We start from the raw sequence: 19,418 nt of genomic DNA, 5'->3' as shown, positions 1-19,418 counted from the left end.
CCGTCACCGCGCCGCCCCGGAGAACACCATGTCCTACATCGATGGCTTCCTGATCGCCGTTCCCGTCAACCACCGCGACAAGTTCGTCCACCATGCCGGGACGTTCGACGCGATCCTCCTGGAGTACGGCGCCGCCCGCGTCATGGAATGCTGGGCCGACGACGTGCCGCACGGCAAGCTCACCGACTTCCATCGCGCGGTGCAGGCCCGGGACGACGAAGCCGTGGTGTTCTCCTGGATCGAATGGCCCGACAAGGCCACCCGCGATGCGGGCATGGAAAAATTCATGAAGGACCCGCGCGTGACCGCAGGCGGCGACCTGCCTTTCGACGGCAAGCGCATGATCTTCGGCGGCTTCGTGCCCGTGGTGGACCTGTCCGCGCCCTAGGACACCGCGTCGCGCCGGTTTCCGGAATGGTGCGCAAGGTACCGATACACTCCACGACAAGCCGCGAGGTCGCCCCGAACCGTCCACAGCCGTGGAGTTTTGCCATCAACGCCGAACGCGCCTCCATCCAGTCCGCCCTGCAGCAGCTAGACCTGGCCCAGCAGCGTCACAACCAGTGGTACGACGCGGTCATCCGCACCCTCGTCTGCGATTTGCCGGGCGAGCCCGACGACATCGCTCCGGACGCGCACCACCGCTGTCCGTTCGGACGCTGGTACTACGAGGATGCCCCGGCCGTGCTGCACCAGCATCCCGGGTTCGTGGCGATCGAGGAGCAGCACGAACGCATGCACGAGCTGGCAGCGAAGCTGCTGGGCTCGCTCGGCAACGAGCAATCCGTCTCCGTCAACGACTTCGATGCGTTCGCCCGTGCGCTGGAGGACCTGCGGCTGGAGATCTTCACGATGCGACGCGACCTGGAGAACGCGTTGTACAGCCTCGACGAGCTCACCGGCGCCGGCAACCGGATCGGCATGCTCGGCGTCCTGCGCGAGCAGCAGGCGCTGGTGGACCGGGCGGTGCAGTCGTGCTGCGTCGTGATGATCGACATCGACCACTTCAAGCGCGTCAACGACACCTGGGGACATCCCGCCGGCGACCGCGTGCTGGCCGTCTCCGCCCGGCAGCTGATGAAGCAGCTGCGTCCCTACGACAAGCTGTTCCGCTACGGCGGCGAGGAGTTCCTGCTCAGCTTGCCGGATACCGATCTGGCGACCGGCCATGGGCTGGCTGAGCGCCTGCGCGAGAGCGTGGCCAGGCTGCCGATCCCCGTGGACGGACACGCCCCGATCCACATCACCATGTCGTTCGGCATCGCCCGGATGGAGCCTGGTCTTGCCGTGGAGCAGGCCATCGCCCATGCGGACAAGGCGATGTACGAAGCCAAGCGGGACGGGCGCAACTGCACGCGCGCATGGGTCGACGCCATGGCGACGTCGTAGGCGCACGCCCCCGCAGTTGCTTGCTTCTTGCCCCTGAAGGCATGGGGAAAAACAGGAGTCAGAGTCGGCCTTTCATAATGGCGCACTACCAGAAAGTGCACTCTGCCCCCTGCTTTTACACGGCGTTCCTCGTGGCCTTGACGCTACCCGCGCAGCAGCAGGATCGGCAGCGCAAGCAGCCCCAGCAGGCAGAGGATGGACACCAGAATCGTCACCACGCGCAGCGGCTCGGCACGCAGCAGCGTGAAGAACGTCGCCGCGGTGCCTTCGCGCCTGGCCGCCGCAACGTCGGCTCGCACGCGAGCGCTGCGCTGGCGCTGGTACTCGGCCATAGCGCGCTCCGCGTCCACAAAGGCCGCGTCCTCCGTCACCCAGATGCCGCCCGCCGAGACGCCCCAGAGACTGGGCCGGGTTTCATAGAACGCGATAGCGTGCGCGTCGAGCATCGCGCGCACTTCGTCGGCTTCGTCGTCGGGTACGTGGCGCAGGTTGAGCAGCAGCTTGGACATGTCACCATGATAGCGGCGCCCGGTTACTGTCACGGCGCGGGCGCGGGGCGCCACGCGGTAACCCACGTCCATGCGCCCGGCGCATCCGATGCTCCGCCCCCGGGCCATCGGATGCCGTGCCACTCCATCTGCACGCCGCCATGCCCCGTTCCCCATCGCCCCCTCACACATTGCTGATGCACCGTGGCGTAACTCATCACGGGACGTGGGCACGGCAGCCGTGCCCGAAGCCGCCGCGGATGAACCCATGACGATGATCGGAGTGCCCCCTGGCCATGAAACGATGGACGCTCGCCGGTGTACTGCTCGTCGCCACGATGGGAACGGCCGCGATGGCCGTTGAAACGCCCCGCTACACGCCGGTGCTTCGCGACGGCCACTTCGAGGTGCGCGACTACCCCGCGCTCGTGGTGGCCGAAGTGACCGTGGAAGGCGACCAGAAGGAAGCGGCCAGCAAAGGCTTCCGCCTGCTGGCGGGCTACATCTTCGGCGCCAACAAAAAGCGCCAGAGCATCGCCATGACGGCGCCGGTGGCTCAGCAGGCGGCCAGCGAGAAGATCGCGATGACCGCCCCGGTGGCACAGACCCAGGGCGCTGCCGGCACGTGGGTGGTCCGCTTCACCATGCCGAGCGCGTGGACCCTGGAGACGCTGCCCGTCCCCAACGATGCCCGGGTCACGTTGCGCAGCACCGCCCCCACCCGCTTCGCCGTGCTGCGCTTCTCCGGTTTGGCCAGGCCGGACGACGTGCAATCGAATACCCGCGAATTGCTGGCCCAGGTCACCTCGCACGGCCTCCACGCGATCGGTCCGGTATCGCTGGCGCAATACAACCCGCCGTGGACCTTGTGGTTCATGCGGCGCAACGAGGTGATGGTGGAGGTCGAGCGCTGAGCGGCGTAGGTGCGGAAAGGGGAACGCACTGGCCACGTCTTGCGCGGTGCCGGTGTCTTGTCGAACAGTGGCCAACACATGCGTTTCCAGGAGTGCGTTCGGGCCGCTATCGTGCGGGCGCCCCTGCGCGAGGCTTGCCGCTATCCTGCGCGCTGAGCAACCGGCCAACCTCTCAACCGCGGCGAGAGCGCGCTGCTTTTCCGGATCACACCATGCAGCCCAGACAACGTATCGACGCGTACTTGCAGTACATGGACGGCCGCGGAGTCGCTCGGCGCAACTGCGCGCCACCGATCTGGACCGCCTTGTGGTCCGCGGGCATATTCCTGCCGCCGCCACCGTTCATGGGCGTGCCAGCCATGGTCACCATATCGGCCCTCTCGGGCGCCTTGCTGGCTCTCGTTCTGTGGCTCGTGTACGGGCTCATTGCCTTGCTCCGCCCCGTCACGGGCAGTGCTCTCACCGTGGCCATGCTGTGGTGGTCAGCGCTGATCACCGCCGGCCTCATGGCCATCGGCAACCCCATCTACTACCGCCGCATGGCTCGCGAACATGGCCTCGCCACCTGGTCGACGTTCGCCGGCATCCGGCAGCGCGTTTGAGCACGCTGAAAATGCGCAAGCCCTGCGAAGGCGCCCGGCGGACACCGAAGTGGCTGCATCAGGCTCCCGCTGGAAACCCGGTGGAGCACTGAAGCGGGCTACGTCGAGGGTGAAGCAGCGCACCCTGCCTGCCCGTGTAGCCATTTCATCAACGGGAAGCCAAACCTGCCTCGACGTCGCCGGCCGTTACCCCGCGATGCGCGCCAGCGCTTCCTCCAGCCGCTGTACCGCGCCGTCGACATCCTTGAGCTTGTCCAGCCCGAACAGGCCGATGCGGAAGGTCTTGAAGTCGGCCGGTTCGTCACAGGCCAGCGGCGTGCCGGCGGCAATCTGCAACCCCTGCGCGGCAAAGGCGCTGCCCTTGTGGATGGCGTCATCGTCCGTGTAGCTCACCACCACGCCCGGCGCCTGAAAGCCCTCCGCCGCGACGCTGGGAAACCCTCGACCAACCAGCGCAGCGCGCACCTTCCCGCCCAGTTCGCGCTGCGCGTTGCGGGCATTTTCCAGCCCCATGGCCATGGTCTCGACCATGGCGTCGCGCAGCTGCGCCAGCGCATCGGTGGGCAAGGTGGCGTGATAGGCGAAACCGCCGTTTTCGTAAGCCGCCATGATGGCGCGCCATTTGGCCAGATCCAGCGTGAAGCTGGAGCTCTGCGTGGTGGCGAGGCGTGCCTCGGCCTCGGCGGACAGCATCACCATGGCGGCGCTGGGCGTCGCGCTCCAGGTCTTCTGCGGCGCAGAGATCAGCACATCCACGCCCACCTGCTGCATGTCGACCCACAGCGCGCCACTGGCAATGCAGTCCAGCACGAACAAGCCACCGTGCGCGTGGACCGCCGCCGCCACGCGCGCCAGATATTCGTCCGGCAGCAGCAAGCCCGCGGACGTCTCCACGTGGGGCGCAAACACCAGCGCCGGCTTGTGCTCGGCAATGGCGGCGACCACCTCATCGATCAGCGGCGGCGCGAACGGCGCCTGATGCGCGCCGTGGGTTGGGCGGGCCTTGAGCACCGTCGTTTGCGCGGCGATCCCACCGACCTCGAGGATCTGGCTCCACCGATAGCTGAACCACCCGTTGCGAATCACCAGCACATCCCTGCCCTGCGCAAACTGCCGCGCCACCGCCTCCATGCCCGCCGTACCGCCGCCGGGCACCAGAGCGACCGCATGAGCGTGGTAGACCGTCTTCAGCCGATCCGACAGCTCACGCATCACCTGCTGGAAGCGCTGCGACATGTGGTTGAGCGCGCGGTCGGTGAAGACCACCGAATATTCGCGCAGGCCATTCGGATCGACGCGGGAGGGAGAGTCCGGATGCATGGTGTTTACCTTGGTTCGGCACGTGCCGATGGTTGATCGATGACTCGCCGGCGGCCCGTGACCGCCACGCGATCATCGAACAACGGCGAGAAGCGCCGGGCAAGTCGAGTCCACATCGCCCGCTGATCGCCGCGCGGGCCTTTCCGGGAACCTACGGTTTCAGGAACTTGATATCCGACGGCGTCCGAACAGGCACGGTCTGCAGCGTTTGGCCCAGACGCCCCGTGGCCGGATCGCGGGCGATTACCGCGATGCGATCCTCGCCCTGCACGGCCACCAGCAGGAATCGCCCACTGGGGTCGATGGAGAATTCGCGAGCCTGCCGACCTTCGCCCGAGCGACGTTGCAGCAGCGACAACGCGCCATCGGCGCCCACCGCAAACACGGCAATGTGGTTGTCCGTCCCGCGATTGACGGCGTACAGGAACCTGCCGTCCGCAGACAGGTGGATGGCGCCCGCCCCCTGGCTTCCGTGGAAACCCGGCGCGTAGAGGTTCACCACTTTACGCAGCGTCAAAGCGCCATCGGCCCCGACGTCCAGCACCGCCACCTGCCCGGCCATTTCCAGGGTCAGATAGGCGTGCCTGCCGGCCTTGTCGAACACAAGGTGACGCGGGCCGCTGCCCGGCGGCAGGGTCAGGAATGGAGTAGCCGCCGGCTGCAGCGGATGTTCGGCATGGTCTCCCGGCAGGTAGCGATAGGCGTAGACACGATCCCCGCCGAGATCGGCCACGTAGACAAACTTGCCGTCCGGCCCGAAGTTCACCGAATGGATGTGCGAGGACAGCTGCCGCACCGTGTCGACATGGCTCGCCTGATACGCAGAGAGCTGGGTGACCGGGCGCAGCGAGCCGTCGCTGGCAATCGGAAGCACGGCCAGAGTTCCGCCGGGGTCGGCGTGGACCGAATAGTTGGCGACGAGCAGATAGTGGCCATCCGGCGACAGGGAGGCGAAGGTGGGCTCGTCACCCAGCGTCGCGACCTGGTTCTGCACCGTGAGCCTGTGTTGCGCATCAATCACCAGCGCCGTGGCGCGACCCACGACATCGCGCGCGCCGGGCCCGTTTTCGTTGACCGCATAAACGCGCTTCTGATCCGCGGAAAGTGCCAGCCAGGACGGATTATCCAGCCGTACCTGCTGCCACGGCTTGGCGTCGAGTCTGCCGCTGTCCGTATCGAACCGGAACGCGTACACGCCGGGCTGCTCGCCCGCGGTATACGAGCCCACCAGCAGATCAACCGAGGCCGCCGAGGCAACGAGCGGGAGCACGCTGACGGCCAGCGCCATCAGCCGGAAAGAAAACCGCATGGAGCATCTCCTGGAACGCGCAGGCGCATCACGCCGGCTTGGGTGAGCTTGAATCATCGGCTGAGGTTACCCGACCGACCCGCGGCAGCGGTGCCTCTCCCGCATCAGGCCCGCCCGCGGATCAACCCCTCGACGTCGATTACGGGCTCTCCATGGCGGCCTCGCCCCCTATAACAGCGGCGACAAGACACGCGCGAAACGCGGTCTTCAACCGCGCACCCTGCGCTTCCTCAAGCGCTTGCCTTGCGGACCGGCTCAGCGCTTGCAGGTATTGGCGCCGATCAAGGCGTAAAGCGGGCAGAAGTTGAACAGCCCAGTGGCCAGCGGGACCACCCCGATCCAGGCCCACACCGGCCCGCCAGCGACTGCCCAGACGATCAGCAAGAGCCCGACAGCAATGCGAAGCCACTTGTCGACAGCACCGACGTTGGATTTCATGCGCATGCCCTCTTGAAGGTATACGCAGCATGCGCAGTTCAGGGCCTCGCCGCATTGACCGCGGTCAAGCCCAGCCCGCGAACAGCTCGTAGCTGACGCCAAGAACTGACGACGCACCCACGAGTTGAATGGCGGCACCGGGAAGAGAAAGTCGACTCTTCCCCCTGTTTTGAACGGTCGTAAGTGAACCTGAGCCCTTTTTGCTGTGCGTCAGCGTCCCGGATCCTGCACGAAGCAGCCGGCCGCGCTGTACCAGTGCAGTACCTGCTGCTTTGGCGGCAGGGCGAGATCCTTGAACGTGACCGTGCACTGGACTTCCGTCTCGTCCCCGGCGAGGCCCGGTACGAGTGCGCTGGCCGGGCCTAGCCGGCCGACCACGCAGCGGTACGACGTTGTGTTCGCGGTGTGCGTGGTGCCCGCATCCGTCGTGAGTTGCGTAAACGTGTAGCCGAACGCGTGACCCTCGACTAGAGGGAACGGCTGGCCCTCGAGCGAATCGATCGACGTCACTCGCACCGTGTAGTCGTTCGACCCGTACGGGCTTTGCGAGCTGATCGTTCCGTCGAGCGGCAGCAGGCCTGCCCATGTCACGCCTTCGTAACGCGTAGCGACAGCCCCCGCCTTCGACACGTTCGCGGTGCGGCATACGTTGCTGCCCGCCGCGCGTTGCACTCTCAACGTCGTCGCGACCGCCGTGGTTCCGATCGTGCGCGTGCCCGACCGTTCCACGCTCACGCCGGTTGTCGCCGCGGGAAGTTGAAAGAAAGGTTCGGTAGCGACACGAGACATCATCGAGCCGGCTGGCGGCGCGATGTCCGATGGCGCAGGCGCCGGGGTTGTTCCACCACCGGCATGACCGCCAAGTCGTCGCGCTTCCACGCGCGCGATCGGCGCATGCCGCCCCTGCGGAAAGGCGGCAAGATAATCCTCGTAGTCCGCGGCGAGCTTGCTCGTGGCGATGCGCCGCCAGAGCTCGGCCTCGACATCGTCGCCGGATGCGGTCGTCGCGGATGGCTGCTCCGCACGCTCACGCGGGGCCGCGGGTTCGAACGCATCCGGCACCCACGGCAGCTCGACGCGCTTGATGCCCGTAAACCGGAATAAATGACGGTAGTCGGTGAGGCTCTTCTCGGCCTCGGCCGCCGTGTCGCTGGCGATGCACTGCGCGGACGGATCGACCTGGTAGCTCGCGGCGGCCTGCGCGCCGAAGGACTTCGCCCAATGCTCGAGCGCGGCGAAATGAGCCATGTTGTCAGCGCGCGGGAACGCAACCGCGGCAACGTTGCTGGTTACCTGCGTCCGCGTGTCGACGTCGGTCAGCCGGCAATAGACGTACTGCATGGGGGAGGCCGACTGCACCGGCTGCGTGCCCGCATAGGTGGCGGCGCTCGGCGTCCACTCCACGTCATGCCATCTGTAGACCCGCATGCCCAACACGCGCTTGCCCATGATCTCCGCGACCTTGGCGCGCGTCGCCTCCGCCTCTGCCCGCGACGCGACCACACATTGCTTGTTGCCCGCACCACCCAGCGTGGCCACGTAGGCGTGGAATTCGCTTGCGAGGTCGAGCGCCATCGCGCCCGCCGACGGAGGCGCGGGGAACACCTGCGATACCCAAATCTGGTGGCCGCCAGTGTCTTCGACCGAGCAGTACGCGGACATGCCCGTCCCCGAAGCCTGGGCGGATGCCGCGATGGGGCAACAGACCGTAACCGCGACGAGCAGCGACGCCCTGACCCACGCGGCGCGCCGCGGTGCGCACGCGAAGCCGCGCATTTTGCGCTTGAAAAACATGTGTCGCCCCCTGTTGAACGATCGGAAGGCGGCAGCCGCCTTCAGCGTGGGCGCGGGTAGATCCCCCGGCCCTCCCCGGCTGCATGTTGCCACCGCGACGCGCCGGTTGTCTCCAAAACCGAGCAAAAAGAGGACGAAACGAATTAAGTGTCGGACCCGACCGAATATCCGGGATATTGCCCGATGTCGCGATTAAGGGGATGGAGGCGATTATGCCGAACTAATTCCCTCCACCCCATTTTTGTGGTGAACCTGACACCGTTTTCCTCGGACTGGTCAGACCAGGGCAGAGCACGCTGTTATGAAAAGTCGACTCTGACCCCATTTTTTGCGAATTTAATTAGCGACGTCCCCTTTAATTGCTTTAATTCCCGCGGGAGGGCCCGAAAGGGCCACGCCCCCTTTATTGACCTGCATCAACACCACCGCAAACAGCAGTACCAGCATGGGCTCACCACAAACTCGCCGGATGGAGGGGAAAGCCATGACGCCCGCCAACCGCACGCTCATCATCTACTACAGCCGCAGCGGCACGACCGCGCGCGTGGGCCATGCCCTGGCCCAGCGCCTGGGTGCGGACGAGGTGGTGATCCAGGACATGCGGGCGCAGGGCCATGTGTCCGTCGTGCGGGCACTGCTCGATCGCCTGTTCAATACCTTGCCGGCCATCGCTCCGATTGCGGTGCCTCTGGAAAGCTATGACCTGGTTGTGCTCGGAACACCGGTCTGGGGGGGGCGCGCCGCAGCCCCGGTGCGCCGATTCCTCAACGACTACGCGCCCCGCCTGCCTGCGGTGGCCTTCTTCTGCACGATGGGCGGCAGCGGCGCGGAAAGCACCTTCGAGGACATGCAGGCGCGGCTGGGCAAGCCGCCTCGCGCAAGCTGCTCGTTCGACGCCAAGGCGCTGGACAACGGCAGCTATCTGGGCGCGCTCGACCACTTCGCGATGCAACTGACCGGCAACGCGTACTCGCCGCTCTCAAGCCAGCCGGGACCTCACAGCGTCCCTACCCATCATTAGGCGAGCAAGGGGCAAGGGGCAAGATGTTTTCCCACGGCAGGCGTTCGTCCGTGGGTGGTCAAAGCGGGGCAGAATCCCTGCTTCCGGCATCTCGAGCGGCCGAGGCGAACCCTTCACGAGCCGAAGGGCGCTTAACTCCCTCCGTCCCTTTATTCGGGCCCGGACGACGACCGAATTCAATTAACCACATCCCCTTTAATTCTGTTCTGGAGCCTGCACGATCTGTGAGGAGAATCATGAATTCGTCAACTATTCGGCAGTCCGCGACAGCGCCGCTGTTCAAGGGGCCGGCGAGGCGCGCCTCGCTGGGAAATCGGGGCGTTGCATTGCTCGTGGCGCTGATGCTTGCGTCTCTGCCCGTCCTTTCCTTCGGCCAATCGCCCTGCCCCGGGATCCACGTGAGGATTCTGGACATAAGAAGCAGCACCGGGACCGTGGCTTGCGCGCTGTTCGAATCGCCGGATGGCTTTCCCGTTGACTACCTGCGCACCGCGACGAACGTCATGGTCATCAGGGTTCGGAAAGGCCAGGCGCGTTGCGACTTTGAAGACATCCCACCGGGAACCTACGCAATGGCCGTCGTTCACGATGAGAACGTGAATGGCAAGCTCGATACCAATTGGCTGGGAATCCCGACGGAAGGCTACGGCTTTTCGAACGATGCCAAGGGCGTGCTGGGGCCACCCTCATTCTCCGCCGCCAGCTTCCCGTATGACGGGAAGACTCTCGATTTGACGATAAGCCTGCATTACTGATGGCCGCAGAGGGGACGGAGGGAATCAAGGCGAACACCAAGTTCCAAGCCATGGTGGAAAGGGTACTCGGACGCCCGGTCAAGCTCAGGAACCGCGGCAGACTGCGAAACCCGCATAGTCACCTGGGTGGGGCTTAATTCCACCAGCCCCCTTTTGCCGTCAGAAGACGACGAATTTAATTAGCCACGTCCCCTTTATTCCGCAACGAACGCTGTCGGTGGCGTGCCTGACCGGCTCGCGACGGCCCGAGCCACGCGGCTGGTCAGTTCACGCGCTTGTAATCCAGTTTCACGGCGAGCGCCTCGTTGCCACCGTGCGTTTCGAAATACGCGTAGCTGAAGTGATCGGGCCCGTCGACCGTTATCACTTCCCGCACCGGGATCCGCTTGCCGCCCTGCGCGCTCATGCTGCCGCGCAGAACGTAAGTGCGCGTCGCCGGGTCGAACGCACCCTCGGCCACGACGATGCCGGTGAAGTTGACGTCCATCCAGGTGCTGAAGAACTGCCTCGCGACCTGATCAAACCCGAGGTAGCCGAGCCCCTCGAAACCGGTGCCGTCGTCGATGGTCAGCTTCTGCTGCAGCTCGTGGCCGTCGAGCACCAGTGAGAACGTGGCCCGACCGGCATCGACCTTGGGCGCCGCGTTGCCGGTGGTCCACAAGCTCTGCTTGACCGCCCAGTCTCCAACCAGGGTGACCAGCATCCGGTGCTCTGGATCGGTCACCGGTGCCGCCACGGCCACCCGCCAGGGGCTGAGGGCGAGCCAAGACAAGGTGATGGCCAGCAGGACGCGTCTCGATTTCATGCGGGTGCTCCTTGGTTGGGTGCGGGCACCATCGTTGGCCGGGAGACGGCCAGCAACTACCTGGGAGGTCGTTGTACCTTCGCCCCGAGCCGATCCATCAAGGTCAAGCCATGTCATCGCATCCTTCCGACACCCGCTATCCGCCGATCGGCGTTCTTCTGCGGCAGTGGCGCGGCGTGCGCCGCATGAGCCAACTGGACATGGCCCTGGCCTGCGGCATATCGGCCCGGCATCTGGGCTTTGTCGAAACGGGCAAGGCGCGGCCCTCGCGTGAGGCCATCGGCCGCTTCGCCGACACGTTGTCCGTGCCGCTGCGCGAGCGGAACGCGCTGCTGCTGGCGGCCGGCTATGCCCCGCACTACGCCGAACGCGACTTCGGCACACCGGCGCTGGAGCGCATGCGAGAGGCGGTCGAGCTGATCCTGAAGCACCAGGACCCGTACCCGGCATTTGTCCTGGATCGCCACTTCAACGTGCTGGGGGCGAACGCGTCGGCGGTGCGGTTGAACGACTTCCTGATGGGCGGTCGGGCCAGCCGGCACACCAACCTCCTGCGGCAGATCTTCGACCCGGAGGACTTCAGGCCAGTGATTGCCAACTGGCCGGAGGTGGCGACCGGCTTTCTTCGCCGGCTGCACGACCACCTGACGGCCACGCCGGGCGACGCCGCCGGCCAGGCCCTGCTGGAGGACTTGCTGCAATATCCCGAGGTACCGCGGGAATGGCGGTACCGCGCGATCGACCGCGACACCGAAGCGGTACTCACGCTCGACTTCCGCAGCCCCGCCGGCAACCTGAGCTTTTTCGAGACCATTACGAGCTTCGCCGCGCCGCTGGATATCACGCTGGACGAAGTGCGCATCGACTGCGCGTTTCCCGTCGACGAGGCGACGGCATCGGTCTGCGCGCAACTGGCGGCAGGTGGGCTGGCAGAAGATCGAGGCCTCGCTGACGTGTCGTGATGGCCAGCCGACCACGTCCTCGGTGCGCCCCGCCCTTCGACGCGAGGAAGGCATGCGACTGATGCCGTGGCAGACGTCCACCGAAGCTGTGGCCAGAGTCGACCTTTCCCATGACACACCACAACAAAATCGCTATCTGCCGCTTGTTTTCGGCTCATCTCCACATAATCGGGAGGTGAACCTGCCCCAATGCGTTTCCGGACCGGCTGATCGGACTTTCCCTGGAAGCGCGCGGCGGTTGCGCTTGGCGGGCTCAGGGACGAATTTAATTAGCCACGTCCCTTTTAATTCACCGCCGGCGGCGAGAGCGACATGATCGCGCCGGATCCGGACGATCCGGACATCGTCTACGGCGGCCGGGTGGACAAGCTGGACACCCGCACCGAACAGACCCGCAGCGTCGATCCCACCCTCGCCTACCCCGCCGCGCACTACCGCGCCGCGTGGACGCTGCCGCTGGCCTTCTCCAAGCGCGACCACAAGGTGCTGTACTTCGCCAACCAGCGCCTGTTCCGCACCGATGACGGCGGCGAGCACTGGGCGCCGATCAGCCCCGACCTGACCCGCGAGGACGCCGGCGTGCCGGCCAACCTCGACGCTCCCACCGCGGCCGACGACAGCCACCTCGACAAGCGCCGCGGCGTGATCTACACCATCGCGCCCTCACCGCTCGACGCCAAGGCACTGTGGGTGGGCACCGACGACGGCCTCGTCTGGCGCAGCAACGACGAGGGCGCGCACTGGCAGCAGGTCACGCCGCAGGCGCTCACGCCGTGGTCGAAGGTGGCCGGCATCGAGCCCTCGCACTTCGACGCGAACACCGCCTACCTGGCGATCGACCGTCATCGGCTGGATGACGACACGCCCTACCTCTATCGCACCACCGACGGCGGCAAGGCCTGGACGCGCATCGACGCCGGCATCCCGCGCGACAGCTTCGTCAATGTGGTGCGCGAGGATCCCAGGCACCGCGGCCTGCTTTACGCCGGCACGGAACGAGGCATGTACGTCTCGTTCGACGACGGCGCCCACTGGCAGGCACTGCAGCAGAATCTGCCGATGACTTCCGTGCGCGACATCGACGTGCACGGGGACGACCTGGTGATCGCCACCCACGGCCGCGGCTTCTGGATCATGGACAACGTCAGCGCGCTGCGGCAGATGGCCGGCCTGCACGCGGACACGGCAACCCTGTTCCGGCCGGCCGACGCCATCCGCGTTCGCCTCGCCAGCTTCACCGGCACACCGTTCCCGAAGGACGAGCCCATGGCGGCCAATCCGCCGGACGGCGCCATGATCGACTACGCGCTGCCGACCGCGGTGAAGGGCGCGGTGACGCTGACCGTGTTCGATGCCCAGGACAAGCCGGTGCGCAGCTTCAGCAGTGCCGAGCCGGTGAGCAAGCCCGATCCGGCCAAGCTCGCCGTCGCACCGGAGTGGGTGCCGGCACCGATGCGCCTGTCCACCGCACCGGGCATGCATCGCTTCGTGTGGGATCTGCACTATCCGTCGCAGCTGCCCACCGAGTCCGACAGTCCGCAAGAGAAAAGCGGCGTCTGGGCACCGCCCGGCCAGTACACCGTCGAGCTGCAGGTGAACGGTCACCGCTACCGGCAGCCGCTGCAGGTCAAGCCCGACCCGCGCGTGCAGGTGTCCCCGGCCGCGCTGCAGCGCGAGTTCGAACTGGCGCGCAAGGTGGAAGAAGCCTCGGCGCGCGCCGCCCGCGCCAGCGCCGAAGCGGGCAAGCTGCTCAAGGCACTGGACGCACTGCCGCCGACCACGCTGCATGCCCAGGTCGAAGCACTGATGGCCAAGGCGCAGGACCTGTCCGGCGTGGAAGCACATCCCGACCCGCGCAACTCGATGGGCGCCCCGCCGCGGCGCACAGACAGCCTGCACGCCGTGTCGATGAACCTGGCAAAGCTCGAACAAGCGGTCGACGGCGCCGACGCCGACCCCAGCCAGGATGCGAAGGCATCGTATGCCGCCCTGTCGACGACGCTGGATGCCACAATCGAGGCATGGCAGAGGTTGAAGCGCAGCGATCTGGCCGACCTCAATGCCCGACTGAAGGCGGCCGGGGACAAACCGATCGCGCTGTAGCAAAAGCAAAGCAGGGGTCGGAGTGCGCTTTCTCGGAAAGTCGACTCTGCCCCCTGTCTTGCTGCTAGTGACGGCCGGATTTAATTAGCCACGTCCCCTTTATTCTCGTCCCGTTTAATTCTCTTCCTCCAGCGCTTCCTCCAGGAACGCTTGATACACGTCCAGGCGCAGCCTCAGGCGAACGAGCCACCATGACACCAGGTAGGCAAGAAAAATGGCCCAGAGCAGCAGACCGCCAACCAAGTGCACGCTGCCCCACAGCGACGTCCAGTCGCCGAACTTCCAGTCCTTGAACTGCACATAGAGCATCGCAAGCACGGGCAGCAGCCCCAGGCGTTCCACGTTTCCGCTCAGCAGGCCGGTGCTGTAGGCAAGGGAATTTCGGCGGCCCTTGAGGTACCGGAGAAGGCGCTGCAGTTCCACCTGAGGGAATGCATTCAACTCGCAGGCCAGCTCACGGTAAGACGTATAAGACTCGTCCAGCTCGCGCGCGTACTGGGCGTGCGGCATCTTAAAGTCACGCCATTCGCGTCGTATCCTCAGAGCGAGCCAGACACCCAGGCCCATCAGCTCCATCACGAGCGCGATGTTAAGCAGCACCAGGGCCGGCCTGCCCGTGACTATCTTGGTCAAGAGAAAGCCGACACCGCCCGAGGCGAATCCCGCCACCATCGACCACCGTTCCCATTTGCCTGCGCGCTCATCCGAAGTGGTCGCTTCGACATACCGACTTACCTTCTCATCGAGAAGGGCAAAACTGAGGGGCGTGGCGTCCATGGGCATCCCTGTCGACGGAAGCCGACATTCAAGCATGCCTGCTCCTTTCGGGCACGCCGCGGCTCAAGTGCGACGATGCCTCGCGCAGGGTCCGATCGACGCAAGAGAGGCGAAAGCGCACCCCGCGAGTGCGGGGTGCGCAGGGCGGACGTTGCTGCTTGCTAGTGGTAGGTGAGTGATGTCGGCATGGTGGGTGATATGCCTTCCCTCAGCGAAGGCGCGGTCGGCACGCAGTAGGCCGCGTGTTCTTCGCGCACACCCGGTTTGCTGGCACGTGGCTGCAGTCGCTGATCGTCGTAGATCGCGTCGACGATGTCGCGTAGCTTCTGCGCATCACGGCAGATGGCGTCGCCCATAATCGACAGCGTGACGCCTTTCAGCTTGGCCTCGTCGCTGCTGGCGACCACGTTGCCGTGGGCGCGGAGACTGTCGAGCAGCAGGTGGATCTCGTCGATCTGGCCCAGGCTCACGCCGGCTATCCAGCGGTGGCCCGCCTCGTCACTCACCGGCTCGGTGCCGTACGGTTTCTCGGCATTCGTATCCGCGGCCTCTGCTTCTTTCTCCGTATCCGCAGCCGCGCTGAACGCATCCGCACTCTCGCCACGCTCCCCCGGCCAGGAGAGCTCATCCAGCACCAACCCTATCTGCTCCTCGATCAACTCAAAGCAGATCGCCACCTCGCCCGGGCGAATCTCGTTGTAGCACTCGCTGTCTTCGTCTGGCCGCCGAGGTCGGGCCAGGTTGGTGAGGAATCCCACGTACTCGCGCAGTTGCTTCAGCCGTAGCTGGGTGTCCTCCGGCAGGAAATAGCCGGTGACATTCCGATCTTCCGAATCGATGGTCGACATGCTTGCCTCCTCGTTCCATGAAGTACCCGCACGCCAGGATGGCGACGGGAAGTCGGGAGGTTCGAAACCGCACACAGCCGGCGGGCGTATTCCCCTTGCGGGTGTTGTATTAGCCGCCCTCCCGACGCAAGCATCGCGTCGGCTCGTGACTGCAAAGGCGCAGGCACAAAAAACCCACCGGTTTGACGGAGGTGGGTACCGCTGTGTGGGGAGTTTCGACGCTCCTTGAGACCGAGTCTGCTACTGGTCTGGAGGGGAGTCAAGGCGAGAGTGCGCTGAGATCAGCTCGCGGCAGGTAAAGCGCGGGAAGGCGAACCCAAGACTCGCCTTCAATCAGGCCAATGACGAATTTAATTAGCCACGCCCCATTTAATTAATTTAATTAAGCTTAATTGGCCACGCCCCCTTTATTGAAATATGCCTTGCCGATGGCCTCGCCATAAATGGACAAAGTATGCCAACGGGGTCAGCCCCACTCCCAAGCAATCGATAAGTAAATCTGACCCCGTTTCGCCGACCACGGGATAAGTGAGTCCTGTTTTTCAAGGAGCGCCTTTGGGGCCGCCCGACCCACCCGAGCTGTAGCGGGACGCGTCAGCTAGAACAAATTTAACTCCGACCTGCTTTTTTTAACTTAGCTTCGGCGTCCGTCAGGGCGTCACAGCAGCGCTGGTAGTCAGCCAAGAGCCACTCATGCTGTCCACCGCCGCCATGCTTTACCAGCCAGGCGTAGGCTTCGTCCCGGCAAGCGGTCCAAATAGCCACTTCATCAACGACGTTTGCCGCGTCTGCGGTTTCACCGACAGTCTTGGAATCGGAACTACCCAACGGTGGCAGGACCGCAGCTCGTTGTCTGCGTTGTAATACGCCGGTTCGGACGATGTAAGTTGGCTTGCATCGACCATCAATCTTCAAACCGACATCGACGGGACGGCCTTCCGGCGTGGTGGTGACGGCAGTACCGTTAATCTGAATTTCCACAACATCTACCGCGTACCATGAACCGGTGGGGCGTTGAATCGCAATAGAATCACCAACTCGAATTACCTGGCCTTCGGACCTGATACAGACGATATTGTGGTTATAAACCCTTATCGGATTCCCGTGATCAACGCCGTAAAAATCTACCAAATGAGCTAGCAGTGCGTCGGCGAGTACCTCAGCCAATGCCTCACAGTACGCGGCAAGTTGATCGCAGTACAGTAGCAGTTCGCTAGGGGCGAGCGTGTTAGAAATATCTCCATGAGCGACCTCATTGCGACGAGACACGAGCTCACTGACAAGGTCTAGAACAGCCTCAGGTCGGTCCGTCGGAGCCCTAGCTGTAGCTGCTAAGTAGTCTGCAAATACTTCGGTCTCAACGACCCGTCGGTTTATTGAATCAACACCCAGACTTCCAAAAAAATCGTCAACAACTGGCGGCCTGAAATTAGCCGTGTGGTGCAACATCGATTCAATGATCAAATCGTAAGGTACGCTACCCTGGAGGCAGCCAGCAAATGCGGTTGCCAGCTGGGCCGCTGTGGCGCGGCCGTCGTATCTCGAATCTCGCGTCCGCTGGAGATGTGCTGTCAGTTTAGTAAAGTGAGTTGACCGAATTTTTTGTGGAAGGTTGTCGTATAATGGCGTCGCATTGGTTAGCGCCGCTAAATATTCGTCGGCAGCATCTTCGACAAATCTTTCGAGAATGCCGTAGAGCAGAACCACCGCACACACGTAGTCAAACCGACGTCCATTACGAAAACTCACAACGTCGTTCGCCCAGCGAGTGGCTGCCGCCCCAACCACTGCTCCGGTTTCGAGAATTTCCTTAACGGCGTCCGTTCGCCGCTCAGATATCCCCAAGAACGTTCTGACGTCCTGCAAAGCCGCTAGAGCAGCGGCGAGAGCCGCTGACGTCATGCCGCAAACTTCTCGAACACTTCAACGAACAGTTCATTGCGCCGACGAAGGTTTTCTCGATTCGTGTATCGCCCCTCAAATTGGGCGTAATCGCGCTCGTACATTTCACGAATCGCATCCTGCAACGCGTCCTTGCGACTTATCAGTAGCGCACGAGCAAAGCGGAAGCGGCTCAGTGCAAACATCATCGGATCGTAAACTGAAGTCGTTGGACGCCTGTACCAACCCCACCCCGTGACACGCTTTCGCCAAAGATAGAACGCCTTTTCGCCGAAAAGCGCTTCCGCGAGGTTAATCGTTTCGACAAAAAGCTCCTTTAGCTGATCGAGAGTCTCATCAGTGAGCAAGTTAGCCTTTTGCAAATACTCATCTAGAAAGACCTTAAGAGATCCCTCTTGATTTTGCAGTCTCTGGCGGTACGCAAAAAATCGCAGGACTAGCTCAACATCTGTCATCTGGCGAAAAAACTCGTTTTGACGCGCGAGCGGATTAATTTCCCCACCTGCAGCCTCGTCTGCCGTTGGACTGGGGATGCCCCATGTCTCACATAGGGCTGGGGTGCGGCTTAGCTGCAAGCAAAGACGGTTCATAGGGCCGTCAAAAATCGCGTTGCGGCTTTCCTGATGCGACAGGGAAACGCCGCCACTATTAATTCGCTCGAAGACAAGCTGCTTTAGCCGCTGAGCTTCTGCCGGATTGCTTGCGGTTTCTTGTAGCAGCACGACTGAGGACAAGTAGCGACGGTCGACGCCTCGACGCACGGCATCAGGAAGAGTCTTGTATGTACGTCCGTTGAGCTCAGACCACTCCTCTAGCCCCGTGAGAACGAGCCGCTCACCGTAAAAATCCGCGATAGCGGTTAAACGTTGTAGCCCGTCCATGACTTCGTACTTGGCGTAACCAACCTCGTAGAGAAAAATAGGTGGGATTGGCACGTTCATGATGAACGATTCGATCAAGCGCGATTTTTTTTCGTCGTCCCAGCGGTGCCGACGCTGGAATTCGGGATCCAAGCGGTAGTCATCGCTTGCGACCATCTGGGGCACTTGAGGCAGCGGATACCGTGCCTGCTCTGTCACGATGCGCACTGCGCCGGCGGAATACTTAGAGTTCAGTTCTTCATCAGACTGAGCGAAACGATTGGTCTGAACGGCCTTCCCGAATATCAGCAGCTCGCCTTGAAACAATGAGTCACTCGTCACGCGTGAACCTCCAAGATTGTGACCGGCATGAGCCGGCCCTTTTTGAACAAGCTCAACCGAAGCAAAGCTTGCCGAACACGTTACATATTCCGCCGATACTCCCCACCCACGTCATACAACGCAGAAAAAGGGGACGCGACTAATTAATCCCCCGCCTCGGACGACTTGGTTACTCCTCGCCAGCGTTACGCCCTTCCAAGTCGTCTCGATCATTCGGTTCGTCCTCGCGCCATTCCCTTACGCCAATCCCCGAGCCCGCTCACGTTCCGAGCCACCGGCCGATGATAGGCTCCTGCGCCTCGGAAGTCAGGATCGCAAGGACAGGAGCCGCAGCATGCCGACAATCAGAACGTTCACCCTCCCGCTAGCCTTGGTACTCATGGCCCAGGTCACCGTCGCGACCGCGACGGACAGCAGAAGCCAGGACATCAAGCGACATGCACCGCCGGGCATCACCGACGCTTTCTATACCTGCGTCGACAAGGCCGACTCCGACACGAACGCGGCAGCCAACTGCCTGACCGACGAGCACACGCGCCAGGACAAGCGCCTCAACGTCACGTACAAGGCCCTCATGAGCAAGCTCAGCCCCAAGGCCAAAGACGAACTGATCCACGCCGAACGCGCCTGGCTGAAGTTTCAGGAGGCCAACGGCGCGCTGGAAAGCTCCGTCTACGGCAGCGAAGCCGTCGGCAACCTACAAGTTACGGAAAATGCACTCTTCCGCGTCTGCGAGCGCGCCAATGCGCTGGACGACTACCTGTTTGTGGTGAACCTGCAGTAATTCCC

19 protein-coding genes are annotated in these 19,418 nt (G+C 63.7%); 9 read left to right on the top strand and 10 right to left on the bottom strand.

Annotation, left to right across the window (positions count from 1 at the left end):
- Positions 1-28: 28 nt before the first annotated feature.
- Both ISP17_RS10460 and ISP17_RS10455 read left to right on the top strand, forming a co-directional pair.
- Positions 29-388, top strand: coding sequence for a DUF1428 domain-containing protein (locus ISP17_RS10460; protein WP_404632854.1), 360 nt, complete (start codon positions 29-31; stop codon positions 386-388).
- A gap of 26 nt (positions 389-414) precedes the next feature.
- The gene (locus tag ISP17_RS10455; protein WP_404632852.1) at positions 415-1,389 is read left to right on the top strand and encodes a diguanylate cyclase; all 975 of its coding nucleotides are present in this window, start codon (positions 415-417) and stop codon (positions 1,387-1,389) included.
- 143 nt (positions 1,390-1,532) lie between these two features.
- On the opposite strand, the gene ISP17_RS10450 is transcribed toward ISP17_RS10455, so the two are convergent.
- The gene (locus ISP17_RS10450) at positions 1,533-1,898 is read right to left on the bottom strand and encodes a DUF6164 family protein (protein ID WP_404632850.1); all 366 of its coding nucleotides are present in this window, start codon (positions 1,896-1,898) and stop codon (positions 1,533-1,535) included.
- Between the two features lie 275 nt (positions 1,899-2,173).
- Between ISP17_RS10450 and ISP17_RS10445 the strand changes: the two genes are divergently transcribed.
- Together ISP17_RS10445 and ISP17_RS10440 are read left to right on the top strand one after the other, a co-directional pair.
- On the top strand, positions 2,174-2,791 hold the full coding sequence (locus ISP17_RS10445; protein WP_404632848.1) for an SOUL family heme-binding protein: 618 nt from the start codon (positions 2,174-2,176) through the stop codon (positions 2,789-2,791).
- A 212-nt stretch (positions 2,792-3,003) separates the two neighbouring features.
- Positions 3,004-3,393 carry a DUF6404 family protein gene (locus tag ISP17_RS10440; protein WP_404632846.1) on the top strand — a complete coding sequence of 130 codons (390 nt, stop codon included), beginning with the start codon at positions 3,004-3,006 and terminating at the stop codon, positions 3,391-3,393.
- A gap of 186 nt (positions 3,394-3,579) precedes the next feature.
- Here the strand turns inward: ISP17_RS10440 and ISP17_RS10435 are convergent, their stop codons facing one another.
- The 4 genes from ISP17_RS10435 to ISP17_RS10420 form a co-directional block, all read right to left on the bottom strand.
- Positions 3,580-4,713 carry an aminotransferase class V-fold PLP-dependent enzyme gene (locus tag ISP17_RS10435; protein ID WP_404632844.1) on the bottom strand — a complete coding sequence of 378 codons (1,134 nt, stop codon included), beginning with the start codon at positions 4,711-4,713 and terminating at the stop codon, positions 3,580-3,582.
- Between the two features lie 151 nt (positions 4,714-4,864).
- A complete protein-coding gene (locus tag ISP17_RS10430) occupies positions 4,865-6,022 on the bottom strand; it encodes a lactonase family protein (RefSeq protein WP_404632842.1) in 1,158 nt (385 codons plus the stop codon).
- A gap of 255 nt (positions 6,023-6,277) precedes the next feature.
- Entirely contained in the window at positions 6,278-6,460 is a 183-nt protein-coding gene (locus ISP17_RS10425) for a YgaP family membrane protein (protein ID WP_404632840.1), read from the bottom strand.
- 210 nt (positions 6,461-6,670) lie between these two features.
- Positions 6,671-8,254: a hypothetical protein gene (locus ISP17_RS10420; RefSeq protein ID WP_404632838.1), complete on the bottom strand. Its 1,584-nt coding sequence runs from the start codon at positions 8,252-8,254 to the stop codon at positions 6,671-6,673.
- 484 nt (positions 8,255-8,738) lie between these two features.
- Here ISP17_RS10420 and ISP17_RS10415 point away from each other — a divergent pair, with 484 nt between their 5' ends.
- Together ISP17_RS10415 and ISP17_RS10410 are read left to right on the top strand one after the other, a co-directional pair.
- Positions 8,739-9,275, top strand: a complete 537-nt coding sequence (locus tag ISP17_RS10415; protein WP_404632836.1) for a flavodoxin family protein — start codon at positions 8,739-8,741, stop codon at positions 9,273-9,275.
- A 236-nt stretch (positions 9,276-9,511) separates the two neighbouring features.
- Positions 9,512-10,030, top strand: coding sequence for a DUF2141 domain-containing protein (locus ISP17_RS10410; RefSeq protein WP_404632834.1), 519 nt, complete (start codon positions 9,512-9,514; stop codon positions 10,028-10,030).
- A 262-nt stretch (positions 10,031-10,292) separates the two neighbouring features.
- Here ISP17_RS10410 and ISP17_RS10405 read toward each other — a convergent pair whose 3' ends face one another.
- Positions 10,293-10,835 (bottom strand): DUF1579 family protein, encoded by a 543-nt coding sequence (locus ISP17_RS10405; RefSeq protein WP_404632832.1) that lies wholly within the window; start codon positions 10,833-10,835, stop codon positions 10,293-10,295.
- Positions 10,836-10,945: 110 nt separating this feature from the next.
- Between ISP17_RS10405 and ISP17_RS10400 the strand changes: the two genes are divergently transcribed.
- Positions 10,946-11,797 carry a helix-turn-helix domain-containing protein gene (locus ISP17_RS10400; protein ID WP_404634284.1) on the top strand — a complete coding sequence of 284 codons (852 nt, stop codon included), beginning with the start codon at positions 10,946-10,948 and terminating at the stop codon, positions 11,795-11,797.
- 312 nt (positions 11,798-12,109) lie between these two features.
- Positions 12,110-13,900 carry a WD40/YVTN/BNR-like repeat-containing protein gene (locus tag ISP17_RS10395; RefSeq protein WP_404632830.1) on the top strand — a complete coding sequence of 597 codons (1,791 nt, stop codon included), beginning with the start codon at positions 12,110-12,112 and terminating at the stop codon, positions 13,898-13,900.
- 114 nt (positions 13,901-14,014) lie between these two features.
- Here ISP17_RS10395 and ISP17_RS10390 read toward each other — a convergent pair whose 3' ends face one another.
- The 4 genes from ISP17_RS10390 to ISP17_RS10375 all read right to left on the bottom strand — a co-directional run bounded on the left by ISP17_RS10390 (position 14,015) and on the right by ISP17_RS10375 (position 18,629).
- Positions 14,015-14,677, bottom strand: a complete 663-nt coding sequence (locus tag ISP17_RS10390; protein WP_404632828.1) for a hypothetical protein — start codon at positions 14,675-14,677, stop codon at positions 14,015-14,017.
- A gap of 161 nt (positions 14,678-14,838) precedes the next feature.
- Complete coding sequence (locus ISP17_RS10385) at positions 14,839-15,525, bottom strand: XAC0095 family protein (protein WP_404632826.1); 687 nt, start codon at positions 15,523-15,525, stop codon at positions 14,839-14,841.
- A gap of 609 nt (positions 15,526-16,134) precedes the next feature.
- Positions 16,135-17,427 (bottom strand): MAE_28990/MAE_18760 family HEPN-like nuclease, encoded by a 1,293-nt coding sequence (locus ISP17_RS10380; RefSeq protein ID WP_404632824.1) that lies wholly within the window; start codon positions 17,425-17,427, stop codon positions 16,135-16,137.
- Positions 17,424-18,629 (bottom strand): DUF262 domain-containing protein, encoded by a 1,206-nt coding sequence (locus ISP17_RS10375; protein ID WP_404632822.1) that lies wholly within the window; start codon positions 18,627-18,629, stop codon positions 17,424-17,426. Before ISP17_RS10375 ends, ISP17_RS10380 begins: the two co-directional genes overlap by 4 nt.
- A 334-nt stretch (positions 18,630-18,963) precedes the next feature.
- On the opposite strand from ISP17_RS10375, the gene ISP17_RS10370 reads away from it, so the two are divergent.
- The gene (locus ISP17_RS10370) at positions 18,964-19,413 is read left to right on the top strand and encodes a lysozyme inhibitor LprI family protein (protein WP_404632820.1); all 450 of its coding nucleotides are present in this window, start codon (positions 18,964-18,966) and stop codon (positions 19,411-19,413) included.
- Positions 19,414-19,418: the final 5 nt, after the last annotated feature.

The organism is Dyella ginsengisoli (genome assembly GCF_044904665.1).
Classification (GTDB): Bacteria; Pseudomonadota; Gammaproteobacteria; order Xanthomonadales; family Rhodanobacteraceae; genus Dyella_A; species Dyella_A ginsengisoli.
Note: the sequence above shows the minus strand (reverse complement) of the source record. Positions and strands in the feature narration are given on the sequence as shown.